Genomic DNA, 22,106 nt, shown 5'->3' on the forward strand with positions numbered 1-22,106 from the left:
GCGATGTCATTCGTCGTCGTGCTGCTGCTGTTCGCCGGACTGTCCGAGGCCGCCGGGCGAATCCTGCCACTCCTGGCCCGCCGGCCCGGCATGTCACGGCGGCTCGTGCCCGGGCTGCTGCTGGCCGCCGGCCTGGTCGAGGCCGCCGTACTGGCCCTGTGGCCGCTGACCGCGTGGACCCTGGCCGAGCTCCTGGTGTCCCCCGCACCGCAGGGTGACGGGCTGGAGTGGACGCCGGGCCTGGTCGCGCCGCTCGTGCTGGCCGCGGTCCTCGCGTTCCCGCTGCTCGGGCCGCTGCTGCATCTGCTGCTCTTCGTCGGGGTCGGGGCGGGCCTGGCCGGGCCGCTGGCGGACGCGACCGAACTCGGCTGGTGGGGCGCCGCCGGCTGCGTGGCCGTGGCCGGGGTCGGGCTCGGGGTCACCGTAGGAGCCGTTCGGCGGCTGGTCGTGAGGATCAGCGCGCCCCGGACAGCGGAGCCGACCGCATGAACGACTTCCTGTTCTGGGCCTGTGTGCTCGGGCCGGTCCTGCTCGCCGAAGGCCTGCTGGCCCGCTACGAGGTGCTGGCCTACAGCGCCGGCTTCCGTTCCCCCACGACCGCGCTCCCCGAGGGCGTGCCCTACGCCCGGGGCGCCGCCGCCGACCGTCCCCCGGGCGCCTACCTGGTGTATCTCGACGGCATCGGCAAACGCCGGGTCCGGGACACCCGGGACGGCGGCCAGCTGGTGAGGGCCGTGCTCGCCGGGGCGCCGGAGCTGCGGGTACTGGGGCAGGTGCAGCCCTACTCCCCGCTGGCCGACCCGCTCGCGGACCGGCCGGTGTGGGCATGGCTGCGCCGGCACATCGGGCTGCTGCTGTTCCTGCACAACGTCATGCAGGTCTTCGTGGCCGCCGACCACCGCTACCGCCCGCTGTACAACCGGGCCGTCGGCTCCCAGATCGCCACCCAGCTGGAGCTGGCCGGCTACCGGCCCGACAGCGGCATCCCCGTGGTGCTGCTCAGCTACAGCGGCGGCGCCCAGGTCGCCACGGGAGCGGTGGACGAGCTGCACACCCGGCTGCGCTGCCCGATGGTGGTGATCACGCTCGGCGGGTTCCACAACGGCGCCAACGACCTCACCCATGCCGAGCGGGTGCACCAGCTCACCAGCGCGTACGACCGGATCGAGCGGGTCGGCACCTGGATCTTCCCGCGGCGGTGGCGGCTGCTGCGCGGCAGTGGGTGGAACCGGGCCCGCCGCGCCGGGAAGATCACCGTGCACCGGCTGGACCCGGCCACCCATCTCGGCCCGCACAGCTACATCAGCCCGGAGGAACGGCTGCCCGACGGCCGCAGCCACCTCGACCGCACGACCGCCACCGTGATCACGCTGATCCGGGCCCGGCAGGACGAGGCGGCCACGACCGCCCCGGCCACCGACCGCCCGGCGCCCTGAGGGCTCGGCGTGCCACGAGATGGCGGCGCGCTACGGGATGGCGGCGTGCCATGAGATGGCGGCGCTACGAGGTCGCGGCCTGGTCGTCGTCGAGGCCGGCGACCAGGCCCCGCAGCAGCGGGCCGTACTCCGGGTGGGCGAGGGCGGACGCCATCTGGGCGACCAGGTAGTCGGCCGGGTTGCCGGTGTCGTACCAGCGGCCCTTGATGACCTGCCCGTACACGGCGCGGGTGGCGGCGTAGGCGTTGATGGCGTCGGTCAGATAGACCTCGCCGGTCCGGTGCTCGTACCAGCGACGGGTCTGCTCGCGCAGTTCGTCGATGATGCCGGGGGTGACGACATAGCCGCCGATGGCCGCGTACGCCGACGGGGCGGCGGCGGGCTCGGGCTTCTCGACCAGACCGGTGATGCGCAGCTGGCCGTCGCCGAGATCCTCCTTGACGATGGGCACGCCGTAGCGCTGGGACTCGGTGGGGTCCATCGGCAGCAGGGCCAGCACCGGGCAGCCGGTCAGCTCGTAGGCGCGGATCAGCTGCTGGGCGCGCGGGACCTCGGCGACGAAGACGTCGTCGGGCCACAGCACCAGGACCGGCTCGTCGCCGAAGGAGCGGGCGGCGTTCAGCACCGGGGTGCCGTTGCCGTAGGGGCCGTACTGGTCGAGGTAGGTGATGTGGCCCTGGCGGGCCAGTTCCGCGACCTCCTCCACAGCGTCCGCGTAGGCGGTCTTGCCGTCGGCGCGCAGCTGGTCGACGAGGGCGGGGTTGGGCCGGAAGTGGTCCTGGATGAGGCTCTTGCCGCCGGAGACCACGATGGTGATGTCGGTGATGCCGGAGTCCACCAGCTCCCGCACGGTGTGCTCGATGACCGGCTTGTCACCGACCGGGAGCATCTCCTTCGGCGTCGCCTTCGTCAGCGGCAGCAGCCTGGAGCCGAGCCCGGCAGCGGGAATCACGGCCCTGCGAATGGTCGGGGACATCAGATCTCTCTCGGTCGAAAGGCGCACCGGACCGGCGGGCGCGGCGCAGGGTCGACGCTACCAACGCCTGCGGCGGGGCTCCTCGGGGTGGTGCGGTCCTGGGGGACCTGGGGCGACGACCCCGCCGTGCCCGCTTGTAGCCTGGTCGTTCAGGGCTGGAGGACATTCATGCGCGCCGAGGACGACAAGGGCTCCCTCGACCGGGCGGCGGAGCGTTTCATGGCGGCGCGCCCCCAGCTGTTCGGTATCGCGTACCGGATCCTCGGCAGTGTCGTGGAGGCCGAGGACGTCGTCCAGGAGGCGTGGGTGCGGTGGCAGAACACCGACCGCGCGGGAATCAGGGAGCCGGCCGCGTTCCTGGCGACGGTCACCTCGCGTCTGGCGATCAATCTCGCCCAGTCGGCCAGGATGCGGCGTGAGTCGTACACCGGTCCCTGGCTGCCGGAGCCGGTCGACACCCGTGCGGATCCGCAGCTGGGCGCCGAACGGGCCGAGGCGCTGGACCTGGCGGTGCTGCTGCTCCTCGAGAAGCTCAACCCCGTGGAACGGGCCGCCTATGTGCTGCGGGAGGCCTTCGACTACCCGTACAAGCGGATCGCGGACATCCTGGAGACGAACGAGGCCCATACGCGCCAGCTGGTGACCCGTGCCCGCAAGCACCTGGCGGCCGAGCGAAGGCAGCCGGTCGGCGACGGCGTCCACCGGCGTCTGCTGAAGGTGTTCCTCGACGCGGCCCGGACCGGCAGCCTGGCGGTGCTGGAGGGCGTCCTCGCGGACGACGTGGTCAGCTACACCGACGGCAACGGGATGCGCGGGGCGTCCAGGATCCCGGTGGTCGGGCGGCCGCGGGTGTCCAAGTACCTCGCCGCGTTCGCGCCACGGTTCTGGCCGCCGACGCAGGTCCGCTGGGTCGAGGCCAACGGCAGGCCGGCCGTCCTCGTCACGGCCGGGGGCGACCCGGTGGCCCTGCTCAGCGTCGACGTCTCGGCCCGGGGCATCGAACGCGTCATGTGGGTCATGAACCCGGACAAGCTCGCACCGTACGTGGCGTCGCTGACCGACTGAGCCCACCCCGGGTCGTCGCTGTCACCCGCGAGAGCATCCCGGATGTTCCGGACGAGATCCCCGCGCTGATGGCGGACGTCTCGACCGAGGGGAAGCTCGTCGAACGACCTCTTCGAGTCTCCGCGCGGCACCTGTCACAGGCGGGGCCCCTGTCCTGTCTCTCTAGTGCAGACCGAATCTTTCTCCGAGAGGAATCCGTCATGAAGGTCGTAGTGATCGGTGGAACCGGGCTCATCGGCTCGAAACTGGTCGGCAAGCTCGACGAGCACGGGCACGAGGCCGTCGCGGCCGCGCCCAACACCGGCGTCAACACCCTGACGGGCGAGGGGCTCGCCGAGGTCCTGGAGGGCGCGTCGGTCGTGGTCGACGTGTCCAACTCTCCCTCGTGGGAGGACGACGCCGTGATGAACTTCTTCCGGACCTCCACGGCGAACCTCCTCAAGGCGGAGGCCGACGCCGGGGTGGCCCATCATGTGGCGCTGTCCGTGGTCGGCACCGACCGTCTCCAGGAGAGCGGGTACTTCCGGGCCAAGCAGGCCCAGGAGGACCTGATCAAGGAGTCCGGCATGCCCTACTCCATCGTCCACGCCACCCAGTTCTTCGAGTTCATCAAGGGGATCGCGGACATCTCGACCGACGGCGACACCGTGCGGCTGGCCCCGGCGAAGTTCCAGCCCATGTACTCCGACGACGTGGCCGCGGCCGTAGGCCGCACCGCGGTCGGCTCGCCGGTCAACGGCGTGGTGGAGGTCGCGGGTCCCGACGTGTTCCAGCTCGACGAGCTCATCCGCAAGACGCTCGCCGACCACGACGACCCGCGCACGGTCGTCACGGACCCGCGGGCCCCGTACTCCGGAGCCGTGCTGCAGGAGACCACGCTCCTGCCGGGGCCGGACGCGCAGATCGCGAAGACCAAGCTGTCGGACTGGCTCGCGCAGCAGGGGTAGACGGGCGTCGCGGCCCCTGCCCGTGTGGGACGGGCAGGGGCCGCGACGGATGTCAGCGACTCAGCGACTCAGCGACCAGGTGACAGCACCGCTTCCAGGGGCGCGAGGTCACCGGACCGGGCGGCTGCGAGGAAGGCCTGCACCAGCCGTCGGTGCGCGACCGCGTCCACCGGCCGGCGGACCCGGTGCGCGGTGAGGCGGTCCTGGGCGCGGGAGACCTGCTGCCTGGCGTTGGCCACGCCGATGCCCAGGAGCTCGGCGATGCGGTCGTACGGGTAGCCGAACCCCTCCCGCAGCACGTACGCGGCCCGTTGGGTCGGCGTCAGCGTCTCCATCAGCAGGCGAACCGACCGCTCCACGGCGTCGTGCCGCTCGGCGACCGCTTCCGGGGTGGCGTCGACGTCCAGCGGTTCGGGGAGCCAGGGGCTCGCACAGGATTCGCGGCGTTTCCAGGCGCACTGGACGAGGTTGAGGGCCAGCCGGACGGTGGTCGTCCTGAGCAGAGCCGACGGGTTCAGGACGACCGTGCGGTCCGTACGCTGCCATCGGAGCCAGGTCTCCTGGAGCACGTCCTCCGCCTCGCCGGCGTCTTGGACGATCCGGTGGGCGATCCTGAGCAGTCCGGGTCTGGCCTGGACGAACACCGCCGTCGCCTCGTCGGCCGCGCCCATGGCCGCGGAGGCGGCACCCGTGCCCGCCGGGTCCGGATCCCGCACGGCTTCGACCAGATACGTGTTCACGACCGGCTCCTCCGCTTCGTGGGTCGGCGGCCTGAAAGGCGGCCCGAACCAACATCGCGCCGGGATGCGGGCGACCGCGCCCTTGGGATGCCGTAGGCGACCCCGTGGTCCGCGTGGCCGGTGCGTGGCCGGGCCGACGTGGGCCGCGTCGCCGTGGCGGCGCCTGTCCGGTCTCCCTTGCGGGAGAGAGGGTGCGGTATGGCTGGCGCTGACGACGCGGCGCCGATCGCGGAACCGCTCGACGAACGACGGTATCTGCTGGATGTCGCGTACTTGCCCGGAGGCTCAGGCCCAGGCGGTCACCGGCACGAAAGAACTGTCCTGCCGGAAGAGATCCGTCCCGTTCGACCGTTCCACCCGCAGCTCGTAGTTGTAGTGCCGCAGGTAGTACCCGGGGTAGTTGTACGACTCGAAGCGGACCGAGCCGCTCGTCGTGCCGGTGCGGGCGACGAACGTGGCGTCCTTGGCGAAGGTCGACGTGCCGTCGTTGGTGTCGAAGCGGGCCCGGAAGTCCCAGTGGCGCAGATACCTGCCGGAGGAGTCACGGAAGGAGTAGCCGTTCGCGTCGGCGAGGCCGGCGACGACCGTGAACGTGGCGGCCTGCTTCTCGGCGGTCGTGCTGGAACCGGTGACCACGGGCAGGTTGAGCAGGGAGGACTGCACCTGCCAGTGGCGGGTGGTGTAGTTGGCCGACTGGAAGGACCGGGTGACGTTCCTGGCCAGGGCGGGGCCGCCCGAGACGGTCTCCTTGATGACGGTGAAGTGGCGGGCCGTGCCGGAGACCGCGGGCAGGGCGGCCGGGGCCGACCAGGTGGCGAAGGTGTCGTAGCTGTCGCTGTAGTAGTAGTTGCCGTCGCCGTAGCCGTCGAAGAAGAGCCGCCAGGCGCCGTTGTCGAGCTGGACCAGCGCGGGACCCTCGCGGTAGCTGCCCCAGCCCGCCCAGTTTCCGGTGCGGGAGATCGTGTAGGGGCCGGTGAGGTTGGACGCCGTCGCGTACTCGATGTACTTCGTCGTCTCGTTCTTCGTGAAGGCGTGGTAGGTCGAGCCGATCTTCACGAGGAAGGTGTCGATGTGGTTGGCGCCGATGCCGGACAGCGCCACCGGTGAACTCCACGCCGTCAGCGCCGAGTTCGTCGCCCTCAGCAGATACGGCGTGAAGATCCACTCGTCGTTGGTGGTCGAGCAGGACACGATGACGTTGACGCTGCCGTCGCTGTCGACGAACCACTCCGGCGCCCAGGCCCGGGAGAGGTTCGCGATGGGGACCGTGTAGTCGTACAGGAACGTCCAGTTGACCCGGTCGGTGCTGCGGGCGAAGCCGATGGTGGTGCTGGTGTCCTGCCAGGTGTGGGTCGTGTAGGTGATGTAGTAGAAGCCGTTGCTGTGCTTGAAGATGCTCGCGTCGCGGATCCGGTTGCTCGGCGGCGTGTACGCGGAGGCCCTGGCCAGCCGGAAGTCGGTGGCGTCGTCCGACTGGTAGACGTTCACGGTGCCGTCGTCGCTGTTCAGGAACGGCACGATGGTGTAGCGCGTGGCCGAGCCGCTCGGCGGTGCGGCCGCCAGCGCCGTGCCGAGCAGGCCGGGGGCCTCGCCCAGGACCAGGGCCGAGGCGGGCAGGACGGCCATCGCACGCAGCAGAGTGCGGCGGGACGGGATGTGGGGGTGTCTGGTCACGGGCGGCTCTCCCTCGGCATTCGCTCGACATACCCATAGACTTGTTCGGAATGTCGAACGCAGTTCGGAAATTCGATCAGAAAGTAGGGGTGAGGACCGGGGCCGTCAATGGTTTGCGCAGCGCGAAGTGGGACCTGGGGGAAACCTGTGGTGAACCTGGGAGCCGCACCGGGCGAAACCGTTCCGCAGCCGCCCCCTGGAGGTTACCGTTCGGTAGACAGTGTCGTCCCGGAGGTGCTCCGTATGACATCCGACCGTGCCGCAGGCCTCGCCGAGTCCGCCCGAGCGCTGGCTTCCGGGGAGGTGACGTCGCGGGGGCTCGTCGCGGAGGCACTGGCGCGGATCGAGGCGACCCAGGAGTCCCTCAACGCCTTCCGGGTGGTCCGCGCCGAGGCCGCCCTCGCCGAGGCGAAGGCCGCCGACGTGGAGCTGGCCGCCGGGGTCCGTAAGCCGCTGCTGGGCGTGCCGGTCGCGGTGAAGGACGACATGGACGTGGCGGGTGAGCCGACCGCGTTCGGCTGTCGCGGTGAGTTCCCGCCCGTCGCCGAGGACGGCGAGGCGGTACGACGGCTGCGCGCGGCCGGCGCGGTGATCATCGGCAAGACCAACACGTGTGAGCTGGGGCAGTGGCCGTTCACCGAGGGCCCCGCCTTCGGCGCGACCCGCAATCCCTGGCACCCGGACCACACTCCGGGCGGCTCGTCCGGCGGTTCGGCGGCGGCCGTCGCCGCCGGTCTGGTGCCCGCCGCGCTCGGCTCCGACGGCGCCGGTTCGGTACGGATCCCGGCCTCCTGGACGCATCTGATCGGCATCAAGCCGCAGCGCGGCCGCATCTCCACCTGGCCGCGCGGCGAATCCTTCCAGGGCATCACCGTCAACGGCACCCTCGCCCGTACGGTGGCCGACGCCGCCCTCCTGCTGGACGCGGCGGCCGGCAACCACGAATTCGACCCGCACCGCCCGCCGGCGGTCACCGCCTCCGAGGCCGTGGGCCGCGACCCCGGCCGACTGCGCGTCGCGCTCTCCCTCAAGCCGCCCTTCACCGCCGTGCCCGCCCGGCTCCAGCCGGAGGTGCGGGCCAGGGTGGTCCGACTCGCCGAGAAACTGGGCGCGTTGGGGCACTTGGTCGAGGAGGCCGATCCGCCGTACGGCCAGATCGGGCTGACCTTCGTGCCGCGTGCGACGGTCGGTATCGCCGAGTGGGCGAACGACGCACCCTTCCCCGACCTGCTCGACCGGCGCACCCGCGGCTCCGCCCGGCTGGGCCGGCTCCTGCGCGGGGCCCCGCTGCGGGCGGCCCGACGCGCGGAGGCGGTGCTGCACCGTCGTATCGGCGCGTTCTACGAGTCGTACGACGTGGTCCTCGCGCCCACCACGGCCGCTCCCCCGCCCCGCATCGGCGCGATGCTCGAACTCGGCGGATTCGCCACCGACCGCGCGATGATCGCCGCCTGCCCCTACGCCTGGCCATGGAACGTGCTGGGCTGGCCCGGCGTCAACGTCCCCGCCGGGTTCGTGGACGGGCTGCCCGTCGGCGCCCAGCTGCTCGGCCCGGCGAACAGCGAGCCGCTGCTGATCTCGCTGGCCGCGCAGTTGGAGGCGGACCTGCGCTGGCACGAACTGTGGCCGCCGCAGCAGGGCGAGACGGTGCCGACCCCCGTCGTCTGAGCCGGCACGGCCGACGGCGCGACGGACAGGCCCTCCAGGCGGGCTATCAGGCCGAGCGGGACAAGGCGGGTGCCAAGGCCCGGCAGGCCGGTCCGCTCGCCGACGCGGCCGCCCGGCAGGAGGTCGTCGTCCAGGAGACCCGGGTCGCCGAACTGGAGGCGCACCGGCGCGAGCAGCAGCTTCAGGCCGATGTCCGCAAGCCCGCGGACGCCAAGGCCTACGAGAAGCGCACCCTGGCCGAGGCCGAGCGCGACGCGCGGATCTCGGCGGCGCAGGCCAAGGCGAAGGAGACGGAACTGGCGGCCGCCGCCGAGGCGACCCGGGTCAAGGCGGCCGCGGGCGCCGAGGCGGAGGCGACGAAGACGCGCGGCACGGCGACGGCCGCGGCGACCCGGGCCACCGGTGAGGCGGAAGCCGCGGCCGCTCAGGCCAAGGGCCTCGCGCAGGCCGAGGCGACCCGGGCCAGGGGCCTCGCCGAGGCTGAGGCCATCAAGGCCCGGGCCGCCGCCCTCGCGGAGAACCAGGAGGCCGTCGTCGCCCAGCAACTCGCCGAGAACTGGCCGGAGATCGTCCGGGCCGGCGCGTCCGCCTTCGGCAATGTCGACAACATGGTGCTGCTCAACGGCGCCGACGGCATGGCGGACATGTTCGCCAAGGCGCTCACCATGGGCGGCACGGGTCTCGGCCTCGCGCGTCAGCTCCTGGCGTCGATGCAGCAGAACGGACAGGCGCCGAAGGAGTCCCCGCTGAACGGGCTCGCGCAGAAGGTGTCCGTGGACGAGAAGTGAGGCTCCACGCCTCTTCGGTGACCCTTCACGCACAGCTCACGGGGGCAGCCCCTAGGGTGCCCCCGTGAGCACGCTTACCGACGAGAACGTCCCGGGCCGCCACGGCCCCACCGCCACCACCGAGGCCGACCCCCGTGCCGTCGGCAAGGTCCGCACCGAGTACTCGCCCGCGCACGACGGCGACCCCGACCCGGGGGAGATCGTCTGGACGTGGGTTCCCTTCGAAGAGAACGACGGCAGGGGCAAGGACCGCCCGGTGCTCGTCGTCGCCCGCGAGCCCGGCGGCACCTTCCTCGCCGTGCAGCTGTCCAGCAAGCGTCATGACGGGGACCGTGAGTGGGTGGCCATCGGCAGCGGGCCGTGGGACCGGACGGGCCGCGACTCCTGGGTGGACGTGGACCGCATCCTGCGCCTGCACGAGCAGGGCATGCGCCGGGAGGCCTGCGCCCTGGACCGCGGGCGGTTCAACCTGGTCCGGCACCGGCTGCACGAACGCTACGGCTGGACCTGACGCCGCGGCTGGGGCCGACCCTGAGGGAACGCCTGTACGAACGCGGTGCGCACGGGACTGTCCGGCGTGCGGTCCAGGATGCCGAACACCACGTGATCGAAGGCCCCGGCGAACCGTCCGCCGGGCGCGAGAAGCGCCCGGAAGGCGCCCGCGACCTGCGCCGGGTCGTTCTGGAACACTCCGCAGCCCCAGGCGCCCAGCACCAGTCGCCGGTACCCGTGCGCCACGGCCGTCTCCAGTACCCGCTCGGCCCGTACGGCCAGCGCGTGCGGCAGCTCGGCCGTGCGCTGCGGGGCCGTACGCCGTACGACACCCGCGTTGGGCGCGGCCGAGGTCAGGAAGCCGACCGGGTACGGCTCGTCCAGCAGCCGGCCTCGGTCGTCGCGGAAGACGGGCACGCCGGGTGAGTGGATGACGCGGTCCGTGTAGAACGGGTCGCGGTGGGCGCGGTGGTGGTCGTAGAACGCGCGGGCCTCCAGCAGGCAGGTGTACAGCGCCGAGGCGCGGCACAGGGCCTCCTCCTGGGCCTGGGCGCCGTTCAGGAAACCGCCGCCCGGATTGCGGGCCGAGGCGAAGTTCAGTACGGCCGTGCCGTCGCCGAGTCGGCGAGCCGCCTCCAGGCTGCTCTCGCCGGTGACCTCGAAGAACGTCTCGGCGTCGGAGGTCCGCCGGACCGGCACCGGGTCCGGCCCGTACATCCGGGTGCCTTCCCGGGCGGCGGCGACGGCGGCCGCGATCGACACCTCGCGCCCGTCGGACGCGCGGTATGCCCCCGCCGCGACGATCTGCTCCGTCTGCTGTGCGACACCGCGAAGACGCGCGCTCATGGCGCCACCCCCGTGCGCGCCATGAACGCGCTCCGCGCGATCTCCCCCGTCGTGCTCATGCATCGATCCTGGGTGATGCTGGTGATGCGGTGCAACGGAGTTTCCCGGTCCCGCGGTAGACGCGAACGGCCGGGAAATCCCCTGCCAACGGCCGGAGAGCGGAGGTTACCGACCCGGAACGTGCCGGTACGCACCCTTGTGCGAAGCGACGCGAGGGTCTTGGGTGGGACGAGTGTGCCGGCCCGCCCACAAGATCCGGGCCGGGAGGCATCGCGGACTCTCAGGAGGATCCCGACATGTCAGATTCGGTGAGCGACTGTACGGAGCAGCCCCGTATCCCAGTCGCCGAAGCCGAGGTGGAGGCCCTGGTCAGGGGCATCTGCTTCAAGACCGGGCCGCCCCGCACCCTCGGGGTCGAAGTGGAATGGCTCGTCCATGAGCTGCGCGGCCCGCGGCTCCCCGTGACACCCGAACGACTCGAAGCGGCCTACGCCGCACTACGGACCGTGCCCCTGAGGTCGGCGCTCACCGTTGAGCCCGGTGGCCAGCTGGAACTGAGCTCGCCGCCCGCCGCCTCCCTGATGGAGTGCATCGGTACCGTCTCCGCCGACCTGGACGCCGCCCGCGCGGTACTGCGCGAGCACGGTCTCGGGCTGGTCGGCCTCGGCAACGACCCCTGGCACCCGCCCCGCCGGTTCCTGCGCCAGCCGCGCTACGACGCGATGGAGGCCTGCCTGGACCGGGCGGGTCCGGCCGGCCGCGCCATGATGTGCACCTCGGCCTCCGTGCAGGTGTGCCTGGACTCCGGGTACGAGGAGCCGGGCCCGCTCGGGCACGGACGGCGCTGGTGGCTGGCGCACCAGTTGGGCGCGGTCCTGGTCGCCGCCTTCGCGAACTCGCCGCTGGCCGGGCGTGAGCCCACGGGCTGGCTCTCCACCCGGCAGCTGCTGTGGATGGAGATCGGCGCGGGCCGCGCGGGCGCACCCCCGCTGGACGGCGATCCGCGGGCCACCTGGGCGCGGCACGTGCTGGACGCGCCGGTGATGTGCGTACGGCGCGACGCCGGCCCGTGGGACGTCCCGGACGGGCTGACGTTCCGGGAGTGGACCCGGTCGGGGGCGCCGAGGCCGCCGACGCAGGAGGATCTCGACTACCACCTCACGACGTTGTTCCCGCCGGTCAGACCCCGTGGCCATCTGGAGCTGCGCATGATCGACGCGCAGCCGGGCGAGGACGGCTGGATCGTGCCGCTGGCCGTGACGGCCGCGCTGTTCGACGATCCGGAGGCCGCCGAGACCGCGTACCGCGCGGTGAAGCCGTTGGCCGAGCGCGCGCTGTCGCTGCCCGCGCCGCACAACCCGCTGTGGATCGACGCGGCCCGCTCGGGGCTCGCCGACGCCGAGCTGCGGGAGGTGGCGGACATCTGCTTCGCGGCGGCCCTTGGGGCGCTGCCCCGGCTCGGAGCGACGACCGAGGTCATCGACGCGGTGGCGGCGTACCGGGACCGCTATGTCAGCCGGGGCCGCTGCCCGGCCGACGACCTGCTGGACGAGCTCTACGGCACGGAACGCACCCTGCACGGGAAGGACGACCGGACATGACCGACCCCGCCCACGACGCCGAGACGCTCCGCGAGCGGGCTCTGACCACGCTGACCACCGCCCGTGCCCGCACCACCTTGCTGACCAGTTGCGTCGAGGACCCCGACCTGACCGCCCAGCACTCCCCGCTGATGTCCCCGCTGGTGTGGGACCTCGCGCACATCGGCAACCAGGAGGAGCAGTGGTTGCTGAGGACGGTCGCCGGACGGGACGCGATGCGGCCGGAGATCGACGGCATCTACGACGCCTTCGAGCATCCGCGTGCCGAGCGCCCCTCGCTGCCGCTGCTGCCGCCGACCGAGGCCCGGCACTACGCGTCCGAGGTGCGCGGCCGGGTCCTGGACCTGCTGGAGAGCACCGCGTTCCACGGGACGCGGCTGACCGAGGCGGGCTTCGCCTTCGGGATGATCGCCCAGCACGAGCAGCAGCACGACGAGACGATGCTGATCACCCATCAGCTCCGCAAGGGCCCGCAGGCCCTGCACGCCCCGGACCCGGAGCCGGCGCCCCTGCTCACGGGGCCGTCGGAAGTGCTGGTCCCCGGCGGTCCGTTCACCATGGGCACCTCGACCGAGCCGTGGGCGCTGGACAACGAACGTCCGGCGCACCGGCGCGAGGTGCCCGCGTTCCACATCGACACCGCCCCGGTGACGAACGCCGCGTACCAGGCGTTCATCGACGACGGCGGTTACGACGACGACCGCTGGTGGACGCCGGAGGGCTGGGCGCACATCCGGCAGCACTCGATCCACGCCCCGCTGTTCTGGCGCCGGGACGGCAGGCAGTGGCTCAGGCGCCGCTTCGGTGTCACCGAAGTGGTGCCGCCCGACGAGCCCGTGCTGCACGTGTGCTGGTACGAGGCCGACGCCTACGCCCGCTGGGCCGGGCGCCGGCTGCCCACGGAGGCCGAGTGGGAGAAGGCCGCCCGCCACGACCCGGCCGGCGACCGCTCGATGCGCTACCCGTGGGGCGACGCCGACCCCGCCCCCGAGCACGCCAACCTCGGTCAGCGGCATCTGCGGCCGGCCCCGGCGGGCAGCTACCCGGAGGGCGAATCGCCGCTCGGCGTACGGCAGTTGATCGGTGACGTGTGGGAGTGGACGGCGAGCGACTTCCTGCCGTACCCGGGGTTCCAGGCGTTCCCGTACAAGGAGTACTCGGAGGTGTTCTTCGGCCCCGAGTACAAGGTGCTGCGCGGCGGTTCGTTCGCCGTGGACGCGGTGGCCTGCCGGGGCACCTTCCGCAACTGGGACTACCCGATACGCCGGCAGATCTTCTCCGGGTTCCGCACGGCCCGCACCGCGGGGGACGCCTGATGTGCCGTCATGTGGCCTATGTGGGCCCCGAGGAGCCGCTCGGCAAGCTTCTCGCGGAGCCCCCGCACGCCCTGTACCGCCAGTCGTGGGCGCCTCGGCGGCAGCGGCACGGGACGGTCAACGCCGACGGTTTCGGGGTCGGTTGGTACGCCGAGGGCGATCCGGTGCCGGCGCGGTACCGCCGGGCCGGGCCCATCTGGGCGGACCTGTCCTTCGCCGATCTGGCCCGGGTGGTGCGCTCCACCGCGCTGCTCGCCGCCGTACGGGACGCGACCCTGTCGGGCGCCGACGCCGAGGCCGCGGCGGCGCCGTTCGCCGCGGGTCCCTGGCTGTTCAGCCACAACGGCGCCGTGAAGGGCTGGCCGGACTCCCTGGCGCCGCTCGTGCCGACCCTGCCCGCGGTGGACCTGCTGTCGATGGAGGCCCGCAACGACTCGGCGCTCGTGTGGGCGCTGGTCCTCGCGCGGCTGCGCGGCGGCGACACAAGTGAGCCGCAGGCTGAGGCGCCCCGGAGGCGTACGGCAATTCAAGACGAGGGGCAGGCGCTGGCCGACACGGTGCTGGAGGTCGCCGAGGCCGCCCCCGGCTCCCGGCTGAACCTGCTGCTCACCAACGGCGAGACGATCACCGCGACCGCCTGGGGCGACACCCTGTGGTACCTGATCCGGCCCGGCGGCGGCACCGTCGTGGCCTCCGAGCCCTACGACGACGATCCGCACTGGCAGGAGGTCCCCGACCGCACCCTCCTCGCGGCGAGCCGCACCGATGTGCTGCTCACCCCGCTGAAGGATCCGGGCGACGCCCTGGCACCCGCACGACCGAAGGAGCCCCGCACGTGAGTCCGTTCCTGGTCACCCGCACCCTTCCGGAGGACGCCACCGACGCCGCGCTGCGCGCCGACGTCCTCGAGGGTCTGACGAGCACGCCGAAGACGCTGCCGCCGAAGTGGTTCTACGACGCGCAGGGCAGCGAACTCTTCGAGAAGATCACCGAGTTGCCCGAGTACTACCCGACGCGCGCCGAGCGCGAGATCCTCGTCGACCGGGCCGGCGAGATCGCCGCGGCCACGGGCGCCCGCACCCTCGTCGAGCTGGGCTCCGGCTCCTCGGAGAAGACGCGGTACGTCATCGACGCGCTGACCGGGCTGCACACGTACGTCCCGGTCGACGTCAGCGAGAGCGCGCTCACCCAGGCCGGGCAGGCGCTGGTCGGGGAGCGTCCGGGGCTGGCCGTGCACGCCCTGATCGCCGACTTCACCGGCGGGCTTGCCCTGCCGGACACGCCAGGCCCCAGGCTGGTGGCGTTCCTCGGCGGCACCATCGGCAACCTGCTGCCGGCCGAGCGCGCCGCGTTCCTCGCCTCCGTCCGTGCCCTGCTCTCCCCCGGTGACGCGCTGCTGCTCGGCACGGACCTGGTGAAGGACGAACGGGTGCTGGTCGAGGCGTACGACGACGCGGCCGGGGTGACGGCCGCGTTCAACAAGAACGTACTGACCGTGATCAACCGCGAGTTGGGCGCCGACTTCGATCCGGGCTCGTTCGAGCACGTGGCGCTCTGGGACGCGGACCACGAGTGGATCGAGATGCGGCTGCGCTCCGGTACGGCGCAGACGGTGAAGGTGCCGGCGCTCGGTCTCGCCGTGGACTTCGCGGTGGGCGAGGAGATGCGCACCGAGGTGTCGGCGAAGTTCCGCCGGGACGGTGTCCGCGCGGAACTGGCGGCGGCCGGGCTGGAGCTGGCGCACTGGTGGACGGACCGTGCGGGCCGGTTCGCGCTGTCACTGAGCGTGGCGCGCTGACGGACGGCTCGCGCGTCGCCCCGCCTTGGGGCACCGTGGAGTGACGCGTGTGAGAGGAGCACCCACATGTCGAACCACACCTACCGGGTCACCGATATCGTCGGCACCTCGCCGGACGGCGTGGACCAGGCCATCCGCAACGGGATCGAGCGCGCCTCGCAGACCTTGCGCAACCTGGACTGGTTCGAGGTGACCGAGGTGCGCGGCCAGCTCGAGGAGGGGCAGATCGCGCACTGGCAGGTGACCATGAAGGTCGGCTTCCGTTTGGACGACGCCGGCTAGGCCCTGTCGTCAAATCCGCGTCGTCCGCCCGAAGGGCGGGCCGCGCGGAGCCAGGTGCGTGCTCTCGGCGTGCCGGGCGCAGACCCTCGTACTGGTTGTACGTGGGTCTGCGCCCGGTGCGGCGAGTGGGGGCACCTCCCACGCCCTTGAGGCAGTGGGGGAGCGTGCATGGCGCCGCGCGGCAGGCGGGAATTTGACGACAGGGGCCCAGCGCGCCGGGGAGGATCCCGGCAGCCCGCCGGGTCCGGTTCTCAGGTCCGCCCCTCCCGCTCCTGCGCCTCCTTCAGCGCGGCGGAGGGGGCGGTCCAGCGCGCCCGTACGACCGTGAAACCGGCCCGCTCGGCGTCCTCGCAGACCAGTTCGTCGTCGTCGACCAGGACCCGGATCTCCCGGGTGCGGGCGAGGCGGGCGAGGATCTCCAGCTTGGTGCGCCGGGCGGGCCGCCGGTCGTCGTTGCGCCGCATGTACACGCGCCCCTCCGGCAGCCCCTGCGCGGCGAGCCACTCCAGCGTGTCCCGTCGGCAGCGCTCGGGCCGCCCGGTCAGATAGCGGACCTCGCACTCCTTCGCGCTCTCCAGCACCAGCGCGATGCCCTCCGCGAGGGGCGGGTCCTGCGGCGCGGCCGCGAAGAACCCGTTCCAGTCGCGCGGCCTGCCCTCCAGGAAGTGCTGCCGGTGCGCCGTGTCGGCGAGGGTGTTGTCCAGGTCGAACACGGCGAGCGGGCGTGCGCTGTTGTCGGTCACACACTCACCCTAGGGGGTGCCGCTCAGGCCCGCCGTCCGCCCGGAAGGCGGGCGCTGCGGCATCGAGGGGCGTCTCCCGACCGAGCTGTGCGCGGCGCGGTTCGAGGGCGGCGGAGGGAGCTCTCGGCGGCCGGGCGGCGGCGTGGCGAAGGGGGGTGCGGACACCCTGGGCGCCGTCCGGCCCCGCACCCCGGCAACCTCCGCACGCCGGGCGGCCACTGCTGTGCGACAGCGCACGCGGACGACAGGCGGGAGGCCCCGATGGGCGGCATGGCGAGCGGTATGCGGCGTACGGCGATCCGGACGGCGGTGGCGGTGGTGGGAGCGGTGCTGGTGACCGCGCTCGCGCCGACGGGTGAGGCGTCCGCCGCGACGACCCTGGTGGTGGCGAGCGACGGGAACGACTCGGCGCCGGGCACCCTGGCCCAGCCGCTGCGGACCATCCAGCGGGCCGTGGACCTGGCCCGGCCCGGCGACGTCATCGCCGTACGCGGCGGCACGTACGCCCTGACCGACAACATCACCATCGCCACGTCGGGCACCGCTTCCCAGCCCATCAGCCTGGGCGCCTACCAGGGCGAGCGCGTGGTGGTGGACGGCGAGCGGCTGCCCGCCAGTCACACGCCTGTCGGCGGCAGCATTCCCCGGGCCGAGCGCGGGGCGATCCACATGGAGGCCTCGCACTGGCGGATCTTTGGCCTCGAGATCGTGAACGGCCCGTACGGGATCTACTGCGACGGCTGCGACAGCAACATCTTCTCCAGGCTTTCCACACACGACAACTACGAATCCGGTTTCCAGCTCCAGGGGTCCTCCAGTGACAACCAGATCCTGAATCTGGACAGTTACGGCAACCGCGACCCGCGCAAGAACGGTGAGAGCGCCGACGGGCTGGCCGTCAAGGAGGGCAGCGGTACCGGCAATGTGGTGCGGGGCGCCCGATTGTGGAACAACGTGGACGACGGGTTCGACGCGTGGAAGTTCGCCTCACCGATTCTGATCGAGAACACGGTCGCGTACGGCAACGGTTTCAACCGCTGGAACTTCCCGGACTTCGCGGGCGACGGCAACGGCTTCAAGATGGGCGGCGGCACCCCGGCCCCGGCGGTGGGGCACACCCTGCGCAACTCGATCGCGTACAAGAACGCCGCGCACGGCGTCACGGACAACGGCAATCCCGGCGCGCAGACCCTGACCCGCAACACGACCTGGGCCAACGCCGGTACCGGTTTCGACGCCGACGTCTCGGGCGGCACCGCCACCCTCACCGCCAACCTGTCCGTCGCCGACGGCCGGGCGGCCGCCGTCGGCTCGGGGACGACGGCGAGCGGCAACTCATGGAACCTGGGCGGCACTTGGAACGCCGCCTCGGTACTCAGCACCGACCCGGGCGCCCTGACGGGCCCGCGCTCCGCCGACGGCTCGCTGCCGAAGGCCCCGGCCTTCCTCGTACCCCGCAACGGCGCAGCCGTCGGCGCGCGGTTCTGAACGGCCCGGCCGGGCCGTCCCTGTGCGTCACCTTTGAGACAGCCCGGCCGAAAGGAATGGTCCGTACTATTTCCCGGATCCCCCTTTCCCGCAGGCCGCGCCAGATCGCGGACTTATCACGAGGGGCGTGAACACGCCACCGGAGCGCGGAAATTCACCTCTGCGGTTGATTGTTCAAAGAGGCCGCTGACATACTCCGGCTTCCGACTTTCGCCGTCACCTCATCCGTCCCCTCACCAGCCCGCACCCACCAGTGTGCGTTCGGCATGCCGCAGCAAAGAAGGTGCGCCTGTGCCCGATTTTTCACCATGGCACGACAATTCGCTCACATACAGTCCACCGAATAGCGAACCCGCGCCGTCGCGGCGCATATCCGAAGACCCCGAATTTCACTCCTTGCGCCGCGCCCAGCGCCGCTTCGGGGTCCGCGCGACGCTCCTCTCGGTAGGTGGATTCCTCCTGTACGTCCTGCTGTCGCACTCGTTCCCCGACCTGATGAACCAGCGCCTGCTCGGGAACCTCACGCTCGGCCTCACCCTGGGGCTCGGGCAGTTCGCCGTGATGGGCGTGACCGCCTGGTGCTACGTCCGGTACATGCGCACCCGGGTCGACCCACTCGCCCGCGGCCTGGCTTCACGACTCGAGCAGCACGAGACCGGCTCGCACCGCACCGCCGCACCGAACGGCGAGGCCGGTCAGGCGTTCCGGCCGGGCAGCGCCAGGGGGTTCCGCACGTGGTGACCGTGTCCGAGGGCATAGTCGACAGGTTCAGCCTGAACCTGACGTTCGTGCTCTTCCTGTCGGTGGTCGTGGTCACCCTGTTCATGGCGCTGCTGACGGCCCCTCAGCGCGACGAGATCAGCGAGTTCTACCTCGGCAACCGCACCATGTCCCCGCTGCGCAACGGCCTCGCCATGTGCGGCGACTACGTCTCGGCGGCGACCCTGCTGGGCAGCACCGGACTGGTCGCCCTGACGGGATACGACGGGCTGCTGTACCTCGGCGGCACGGTCGTCGCCTGGATGATGGTGCTGCTCCTCGTCGCCGAACCCCTGCGCCGCGCGGGCAAGTACACCCTCGGCGACACCCTCGCCCTGCGCCTGACCCGGCTGCAGCGGCCGGCCAGGCTCGCCCTCGCCGTGTGCACCCTCGCCATCACCACCCTGTACCTGGTGGCCCAACTCGTCGGCAGCATGGCCCTGCTGACCCAGTTCACCGGCGAGCCCAGCGCCGCGACCCGCACCCTGTGCGTGATCGTGATCGGCACCATCGTCATCGTGTACGCCGCCATCGGCGGGGCGCCGGGCGCCACCGTCATCCAGATCATCAAGGCCGTGATGCTCATCGCGGGCGTGACGGTCACCGCCGTCATGGTGCTGCACCACTACGACTGGAACCCCGACGCCCTGCTCTCCGCCGCCGCGAACCACAGCGGCACCGGCACCCAGTTCCTCGAACCCGGACTGCGCTACGGCGTCAGCACCACCAGCAAGCTCGACTTCTTCAGTCTGGAACTCGCGATCGTCCTGGGCCTCGCAGCACTCCCCCACGTCCTGATGCGCCTGCTCGCCCCGCGCAAGGTCGACGTGCTGCGCTCCTCCCTGGTGTGGGCGGTCGGCCTGGTCGGCCTGGTCTGCCTCGCGGCCGGCATCCTCGGCCTCGGCGCCACGGCGGTCGTCGGCCGGGAGACCATCGCGGAGACCGACCACAAGGGCGACTCCGCGGTCCTGCTCCTCGCCAACGCCCTGGGCGGCGGCATCCTCACGGCCCTGCTGTCCTGCCTCGCCTTCGTCACCCTGCTCGCCGTCGCGGCAGGCCTCACCCTCGCCGCCGCCTCGTCCCTCGCCCACGACCTGTACGGCGAGGTGATCCGCAAGGGCCGCGCGAGCGAGACCGAGGAACTGATGGTGGCCCGGCTGTCCGCCGCCGTCATCGGCGTCCTCGCCATGATGCTCGCCCTGATCTCCTGGGGCGCCAACACCGCGACGCTCGCCTTCCTCGCCTTCGCCATCGCGGCGTCCGCGATCCTGCCGACGATCGTGTACACCCTGTTCTGGCGCCGCTTCACCGGCGAGGGGGCGCTGCTCAGCCTCTGGGGCGGCCTGGTCTGCTCGGTCCTGCTGGTGCTGTTCTCCCCCGTGGTCTCCTCCATGCCGGGCTCGTTCTACCCGGACGCCGACTTCGCCTGGTTCCCGCTGCAGAACCCCGGCATCGTCTCCATCCCGGCGGGCTTCCTCCTCGGCTGGCTCGGCACGGTGCTGAGCGAGCGGCGGGGCGCCAAGGGGGATGTCGCCTACGCGGAGTTCGAGGTCCGGATGCTGGTCGGCGCCAAGGAGTAGGACATGCTTTCGTCATGTCTACTCGTACGTTCCTGATCGGCGCCGCCCGCGAGCGCCCGTGCACCCTCGTCGTCTGCCGGGGCTGCTGCTGCGGTGACCCCCGCAAGCATCCCGGCACCGACCACGCCTGGCAGTTGGAGCGCCTGCGCGCCGCCGGGTCCGAGCACGGCTTCCAGGTCCGTACGACCGACTGCCTGGGCCCCTGCGACCAGGCCAACGTGATCGTCGTCCAGCCGTCGGCCGCCGGGCGCCGGGCCGGCGGACGGGCCACCTGGGTGGGCTTCGCGATGGACGACGACTGCACGGAGGAGATCGTGCAATGGGCCGCCGCGGGCGGACCGGGCCTCGCCCGGCCGCCCGTCACCCTCGAGCTCCAGTTCATCCAGCCGCCTCGGGACGCCCGGGTGCGCTCGCGCCGCTGACTCCGCGCCGGAGTACGGCGATACGGCGATACGGCGATACCACCGGTAATTGTTAATGGGATCCATTTTCATGTAGCGTCCTCGGTGTTCACCCACCGAGGAGGTCCGTCATGGCTGTCCCCAAGCGGAAGATGTCCCGCAGCAACACCCGCCACCGCCGCGCCCAGTGGAAGGCGAGCACCCCGCAGCTCGTACCCGTCACCATCGAAGGCGTCAGCCATCTCGTGCCGCAGCACCTGGTGAAGGCGTACGAGCGCGGGCTGCTGCGCCCCGAGGGCTGACCGGCGATGCCGTACGACCGCCGTCTGCCCGTCACCGTCCTGTCCGGCTTCCTCGGGGCCGGCAAGACGACCCTGCTCAACCATGTCCTCGGCAACCGCGAGGGACTGCGCGTGGCGGTGATCGTCAACGACATGAGCGAGGTCAACATCGACGCCGCCCTGGTGCGCGGCGGCGAGGCCGCGCTGTCGCGGACCGAGGAGCGCCTGGTCGAGATGACCAACGGCTGCATCTGCTGCACCCTGCGCGACGACCTGCTGGAGGAAGTCGACCGGCTGGCCCGCGAGGGCCGCTTCGACCATCTGCTCATCGAGTCGTCCGGCATCTCCGAACCCATGCCGGTCGCGGCCACCTTCGCCTTCGCCCGCGACGACGGAGCCACCCTCGGCGACCTCGCCCGCCTGGACACCATGGTCACGGTCGTCGACGCCGCGGGCTTCCTCACCGAGCTGGACAGCGGCGACGAACTCGTCGAGCGCGGCCTCGACCAGTACGAGGACGACGAGCGCACCGTCAGCGATCTCCTCGTCGACCAGGTCGAGTTCGCGGACGTCCTCGTGCTCAACAAGCTCGACCTGGTGGACGCCGAGACGGCGGACGGGCTGCGGGCCGCGCTCGCCCGCCTGAACCCGGCGGCGCGGATCGTCGACGCCGTGCACGGGCAGGTGGCGCTCCAGGAGGTGCTCGGCACCCGGCTGTTCGACCTGGAGCGGGCCCAGCAGGCGCCGGGCTGGGTGCGGGAACTGAACGGCGACCACGTGCCGGAGACCGAGGAGTACGGCATCTCGTCCACGGTGTTCCGCTCCGAGGCGCCCTTCCACCCCGGGCGGCTGTGGACCTTCGTCACGGAGGACCTCGACAGCGGGACGTACGGGAAGGTGCTGCGCTCCAAGGGGTTCTTCACCCTGGCCAGCCGCCCCCGGGTGACGGGGCTGTGGTCGCAGGCCGGTTCCGTGGCCCGCTTCGAGCCCAGCGCCGCACGGGACGCCGAGGCGCCGTACGCCCAGGAGCTGGTCTTCATCGGCACGCACCTGCGGGCGCCGGCGCTCCACGCCGCCCTCGCACAGTGCCTGATGGCGCACGGCGAGGGCGTCCCGGCCGCCGACCCCTTCCCGGCCTGGGACACGTACGGCGTCGACGACGCCTGCGACCACGAGCTGGCGGCCGCGCTCCCGGAGTCCGCCCGCTGAGTTCCCCTTGGGCCCG

At 72.0% G+C, this 22,106-nt stretch carries 22 protein-coding genes and 1 pseudogene; 18 read left to right on the forward strand and 5 right to left on the reverse strand.

Annotation, left to right across the window (positions count from 1 at the left end):
* Positions 1–3 precede the first annotated feature (3 nt).
* Both ACFZBP_RS13715 and ACFZBP_RS13720 read left to right on the forward strand, forming a co-directional pair.
* Positions 4–489 (forward strand): hypothetical protein, encoded by a 486-nt coding sequence (locus tag ACFZBP_RS13715; RefSeq protein WP_391412830.1) that lies wholly within the window; start codon positions 4–6, stop codon positions 487–489.
* Positions 486–1,436, forward strand: coding sequence for a hypothetical protein (locus tag ACFZBP_RS13720; protein ID WP_391412833.1), 951 nt, complete (start codon positions 486–488; stop codon positions 1,434–1,436). Before ACFZBP_RS13715 ends, ACFZBP_RS13720 begins: the two co-directional genes overlap by 4 nt.
* A 64-nt stretch (positions 1,437–1,500) precedes the next feature.
* On the opposite strand, the gene ACFZBP_RS13725 is transcribed toward ACFZBP_RS13720, so the two are convergent.
* Positions 1,501–2,412: a UTP--glucose-1-phosphate uridylyltransferase gene (locus ACFZBP_RS13725; protein WP_383442306.1), complete on the reverse strand. Its 912-nt coding sequence runs from the start codon at positions 2,410–2,412 to the stop codon at positions 1,501–1,503.
* 168 nt (positions 2,413–2,580) lie between these two features.
* On the opposite strand from ACFZBP_RS13725, the gene ACFZBP_RS13730 reads away from it, so the two are divergent.
* Together ACFZBP_RS13730 and ACFZBP_RS13735 are read left to right on the forward strand one after the other, a co-directional pair.
* On the forward strand, positions 2,581–3,477 hold the full coding sequence (locus ACFZBP_RS13730; protein WP_391412835.1) for an RNA polymerase sigma-70 factor: 897 nt from the start codon (positions 2,581–2,583) through the stop codon (positions 3,475–3,477).
* 200 nt (positions 3,478–3,677) lie between these two features.
* Positions 3,678–4,424: an SDR family oxidoreductase gene (locus ACFZBP_RS13735; RefSeq protein WP_383442300.1), complete on the forward strand. Its 747-nt coding sequence runs from the start codon at positions 3,678–3,680 to the stop codon at positions 4,422–4,424.
* A gap of 68 nt (positions 4,425–4,492) precedes the next feature.
* Here the strand turns inward: ACFZBP_RS13735 and ACFZBP_RS13740 are convergent, their stop codons facing one another.
* A complete protein-coding gene (locus tag ACFZBP_RS13740; protein ID WP_391412838.1) occupies positions 4,493–5,164 on the reverse strand; it encodes a sigma-70 family RNA polymerase sigma factor in 672 nt (223 codons plus the stop codon).
* Positions 5,165–5,449: 285 nt separating this feature from the next.
* The gene (locus ACFZBP_RS13745; RefSeq protein ID WP_391413043.1) at positions 5,450–6,790 is read right to left on the reverse strand and encodes an AbfB domain-containing protein; all 1,341 of its coding nucleotides are present in this window, start codon (positions 6,788–6,790) and stop codon (positions 5,450–5,452) included.
* A gap of 291 nt (positions 6,791–7,081) precedes the next feature.
* Here ACFZBP_RS13745 and ACFZBP_RS13750 point away from each other — a divergent pair, with 291 nt between their 5' ends.
* The 3 genes and pseudogenes from ACFZBP_RS13750 (at position 7,082) to ACFZBP_RS13760 (ending at position 9,805) form a co-directional block, all read left to right on the forward strand.
* Positions 7,082–8,506, forward strand: a complete 1,425-nt coding sequence (locus ACFZBP_RS13750) for an amidase (protein ID WP_391412841.1) — start codon at positions 7,082–7,084, stop codon at positions 8,504–8,506.
* A 17-nt stretch (positions 8,507–8,523) separates the two neighbouring features.
* A pseudogene (locus ACFZBP_RS13755) lies at positions 8,524–9,294 on the forward strand (flotillin domain-containing protein); the annotation flags it as partial.
* A gap of 64 nt (positions 9,295–9,358) precedes the next feature.
* Entirely contained in the window at positions 9,359–9,805 is a 447-nt protein-coding gene (locus ACFZBP_RS13760) for a type II toxin-antitoxin system PemK/MazF family toxin (protein ID WP_062715981.1), read from the forward strand.
* Here ACFZBP_RS13760 and ACFZBP_RS13765 read toward each other — a convergent pair.
* Positions 9,790–10,632 carry a TIGR02452 family protein gene (locus ACFZBP_RS13765; protein ID WP_383442287.1) on the reverse strand — a complete coding sequence of 281 codons (843 nt, stop codon included), beginning with the start codon at positions 10,630–10,632 and terminating at the stop codon, positions 9,790–9,792. The genes ACFZBP_RS13760 and ACFZBP_RS13765 overlap by 16 nt on opposite strands.
* Positions 10,633–10,928: 296 nt before the next feature.
* On the opposite strand from ACFZBP_RS13765, the gene egtA reads away from it, so the two are divergent.
* From egtA to ACFZBP_RS13790, 5 genes are all read left to right on the forward strand, one after another.
* Positions 10,929–12,233: an ergothioneine biosynthesis glutamate--cysteine ligase EgtA gene (egtA, locus tag ACFZBP_RS13770; RefSeq protein WP_391412844.1), complete on the forward strand. Its 1,305-nt coding sequence runs from the start codon at positions 10,929–10,931 to the stop codon at positions 12,231–12,233.
* Complete coding sequence (egtB, locus tag ACFZBP_RS13775) at positions 12,230–13,549, forward strand: ergothioneine biosynthesis protein EgtB (RefSeq protein WP_391412846.1); 1,320 nt, start codon at positions 12,230–12,232, stop codon at positions 13,547–13,549. Before egtA ends, egtB begins: the two co-directional genes overlap by 4 nt.
* Complete coding sequence (egtC, locus tag ACFZBP_RS13780) at positions 13,549–14,388, forward strand: ergothioneine biosynthesis protein EgtC (RefSeq protein ID WP_391412848.1); 840 nt, start codon at positions 13,549–13,551, stop codon at positions 14,386–14,388. The genes egtB and egtC overlap by 1 nt, the downstream gene beginning before the upstream one ends.
* Positions 14,385–15,347 (forward strand): L-histidine N(alpha)-methyltransferase, encoded by a 963-nt coding sequence (egtD, locus tag ACFZBP_RS13785; protein ID WP_391412850.1) that lies wholly within the window; start codon positions 14,385–14,387, stop codon positions 15,345–15,347. The genes egtC and egtD overlap by 4 nt, the downstream gene beginning before the upstream one ends.
* Positions 15,348–15,413: 66 nt before the next feature.
* Positions 15,414–15,629, forward strand: a complete 216-nt coding sequence (locus ACFZBP_RS13790) for a dodecin (RefSeq protein ID WP_383442271.1) — start codon at positions 15,414–15,416, stop codon at positions 15,627–15,629.
* A 251-nt stretch (positions 15,630–15,880) separates the two neighbouring features.
* On the opposite strand, the gene ACFZBP_RS13795 is transcribed toward ACFZBP_RS13790, so the two are convergent.
* On the reverse strand, positions 15,881–16,372 hold the full coding sequence (locus ACFZBP_RS13795; protein WP_062715993.1) for a hypothetical protein: 492 nt from the start codon (positions 16,370–16,372) through the stop codon (positions 15,881–15,883).
* A gap of 261 nt (positions 16,373–16,633) precedes the next feature.
* On the opposite strand from ACFZBP_RS13795, the gene ACFZBP_RS13800 reads away from it, so the two are divergent.
* The 6 genes from ACFZBP_RS13800 (at position 16,634) to ACFZBP_RS13825 (ending at position 22,090) form a co-directional block, all read left to right on the forward strand.
* Positions 16,634–17,860 carry a right-handed parallel beta-helix repeat-containing protein gene (locus tag ACFZBP_RS13800; protein ID WP_391412853.1) on the forward strand — a complete coding sequence of 409 codons (1,227 nt, stop codon included), beginning with the start codon at positions 16,634–16,636 and terminating at the stop codon, positions 17,858–17,860.
* 291 nt (positions 17,861–18,151) lie between these two features.
* Positions 18,152–18,601 carry a DUF485 domain-containing protein gene (locus ACFZBP_RS13805; RefSeq protein ID WP_391412855.1) on the forward strand — a complete coding sequence of 150 codons (450 nt, stop codon included), beginning with the start codon at positions 18,152–18,154 and terminating at the stop codon, positions 18,599–18,601.
* Positions 18,595–20,199 (forward strand): cation acetate symporter, encoded by a 1,605-nt coding sequence (locus ACFZBP_RS13810; protein ID WP_391412857.1) that lies wholly within the window; start codon positions 18,595–18,597, stop codon positions 20,197–20,199. Before ACFZBP_RS13805 ends, ACFZBP_RS13810 begins: the two co-directional genes overlap by 7 nt.
* Before the next feature lie 14 nt (positions 20,200–20,213).
* Positions 20,214–20,621: a hypothetical protein gene (locus ACFZBP_RS13815; RefSeq protein WP_062715998.1), complete on the forward strand. Its 408-nt coding sequence runs from the start codon at positions 20,214–20,216 to the stop codon at positions 20,619–20,621.
* A gap of 110 nt (positions 20,622–20,731) precedes the next feature.
* Positions 20,732–20,902 (forward strand): 50S ribosomal protein L32, encoded by a 171-nt coding sequence (gene rpmF, locus ACFZBP_RS13820; RefSeq protein WP_030052879.1) that lies wholly within the window; start codon positions 20,732–20,734, stop codon positions 20,900–20,902.
* Between the two features lie 6 nt (positions 20,903–20,908).
* Positions 20,909–22,090 (forward strand): GTP-binding protein, encoded by a 1,182-nt coding sequence (locus ACFZBP_RS13825; RefSeq protein ID WP_391412859.1) that lies wholly within the window; start codon positions 20,909–20,911, stop codon positions 22,088–22,090.
* The last annotated feature ends 16 nt before the right edge of the window (positions 22,091–22,106 follow it).

The sequence above is a fragment of the Streptomyces sp. NPDC008086 genome (assembly GCF_042957325.1).
GTDB lineage: Bacteria > Actinomycetota > Actinomycetes > Streptomycetales > Streptomycetaceae > Streptomyces.

Excerpts from the sequence above, each read along its gene's own strand:
- ACFZBP_RS13715 (WP_391412830.1), top strand. The coding sequence starts at position 4 with ATGTCATTCGTCGTCGTGCTGCTGCTGTTCGCCGGACTGTCCGAGGCC.
- ACFZBP_RS13720 (WP_391412833.1), top strand. The coding sequence starts at position 486 with ATGAACGACTTCCTGTTCTGGGCCTGTGTGCTCGGGCCGGTCCTGCTC.
- ACFZBP_RS13725 (WP_383442306.1), bottom strand. The coding sequence starts at position 2,412 with ATGTCCCCGACCATTCGCAGGGCCGTGATTCCCGCTGCCGGGCTCGGC.
- ACFZBP_RS13730 (WP_391412835.1), top strand. The coding sequence starts at position 2,581 with ATGCGCGCCGAGGACGACAAGGGCTCCCTCGACCGGGCGGCGGAGCGT.
- ACFZBP_RS13735 (WP_383442300.1), top strand. The coding sequence starts at position 3,678 with ATGAAGGTCGTAGTGATCGGTGGAACCGGGCTCATCGGCTCGAAACTG.
- ACFZBP_RS13745 (WP_391413043.1), bottom strand. The coding sequence starts at position 6,790 with ATGGCCGTCCTGCCCGCCTCGGCCCTGGTCCTGGGCGAGGCCCCCGGC.
- ACFZBP_RS13750 (WP_391412841.1), top strand. The coding sequence starts at position 7,082 with ATGACATCCGACCGTGCCGCAGGCCTCGCCGAGTCCGCCCGAGCGCTG.
- ACFZBP_RS13765 (WP_383442287.1), bottom strand. The coding sequence starts at position 10,632 with ATGAGCGCGCGTCTTCGCGGTGTCGCACAGCAGACGGAGCAGATCGTC.
- egtA (WP_391412844.1), top strand. The coding sequence starts at position 10,929 with ATGTCAGATTCGGTGAGCGACTGTACGGAGCAGCCCCGTATCCCAGTC.
- egtB (WP_391412846.1), top strand. The coding sequence starts at position 12,230 with ATGACCGACCCCGCCCACGACGCCGAGACGCTCCGCGAGCGGGCTCTG.
- egtC (WP_391412848.1), top strand. The coding sequence starts at position 13,549 with ATGTGCCGTCATGTGGCCTATGTGGGCCCCGAGGAGCCGCTCGGCAAG.
- ACFZBP_RS13790 (WP_383442271.1), top strand. The coding sequence starts at position 15,414 with ATGTCGAACCACACCTACCGGGTCACCGATATCGTCGGCACCTCGCCG.
- ACFZBP_RS13800 (WP_391412853.1), top strand. The coding sequence starts at position 16,634 with ATGGGCGGCATGGCGAGCGGTATGCGGCGTACGGCGATCCGGACGGCG.
- ACFZBP_RS13815 (WP_062715998.1), top strand. The coding sequence starts at position 20,214 with ATGTCTACTCGTACGTTCCTGATCGGCGCCGCCCGCGAGCGCCCGTGC.
- rpmF (WP_030052879.1), top strand. The coding sequence starts at position 20,732 with ATGGCTGTCCCCAAGCGGAAGATGTCCCGCAGCAACACCCGCCACCGC.
- ACFZBP_RS13825 (WP_391412859.1), top strand. The coding sequence starts at position 20,909 with ATGCCGTACGACCGCCGTCTGCCCGTCACCGTCCTGTCCGGCTTCCTC.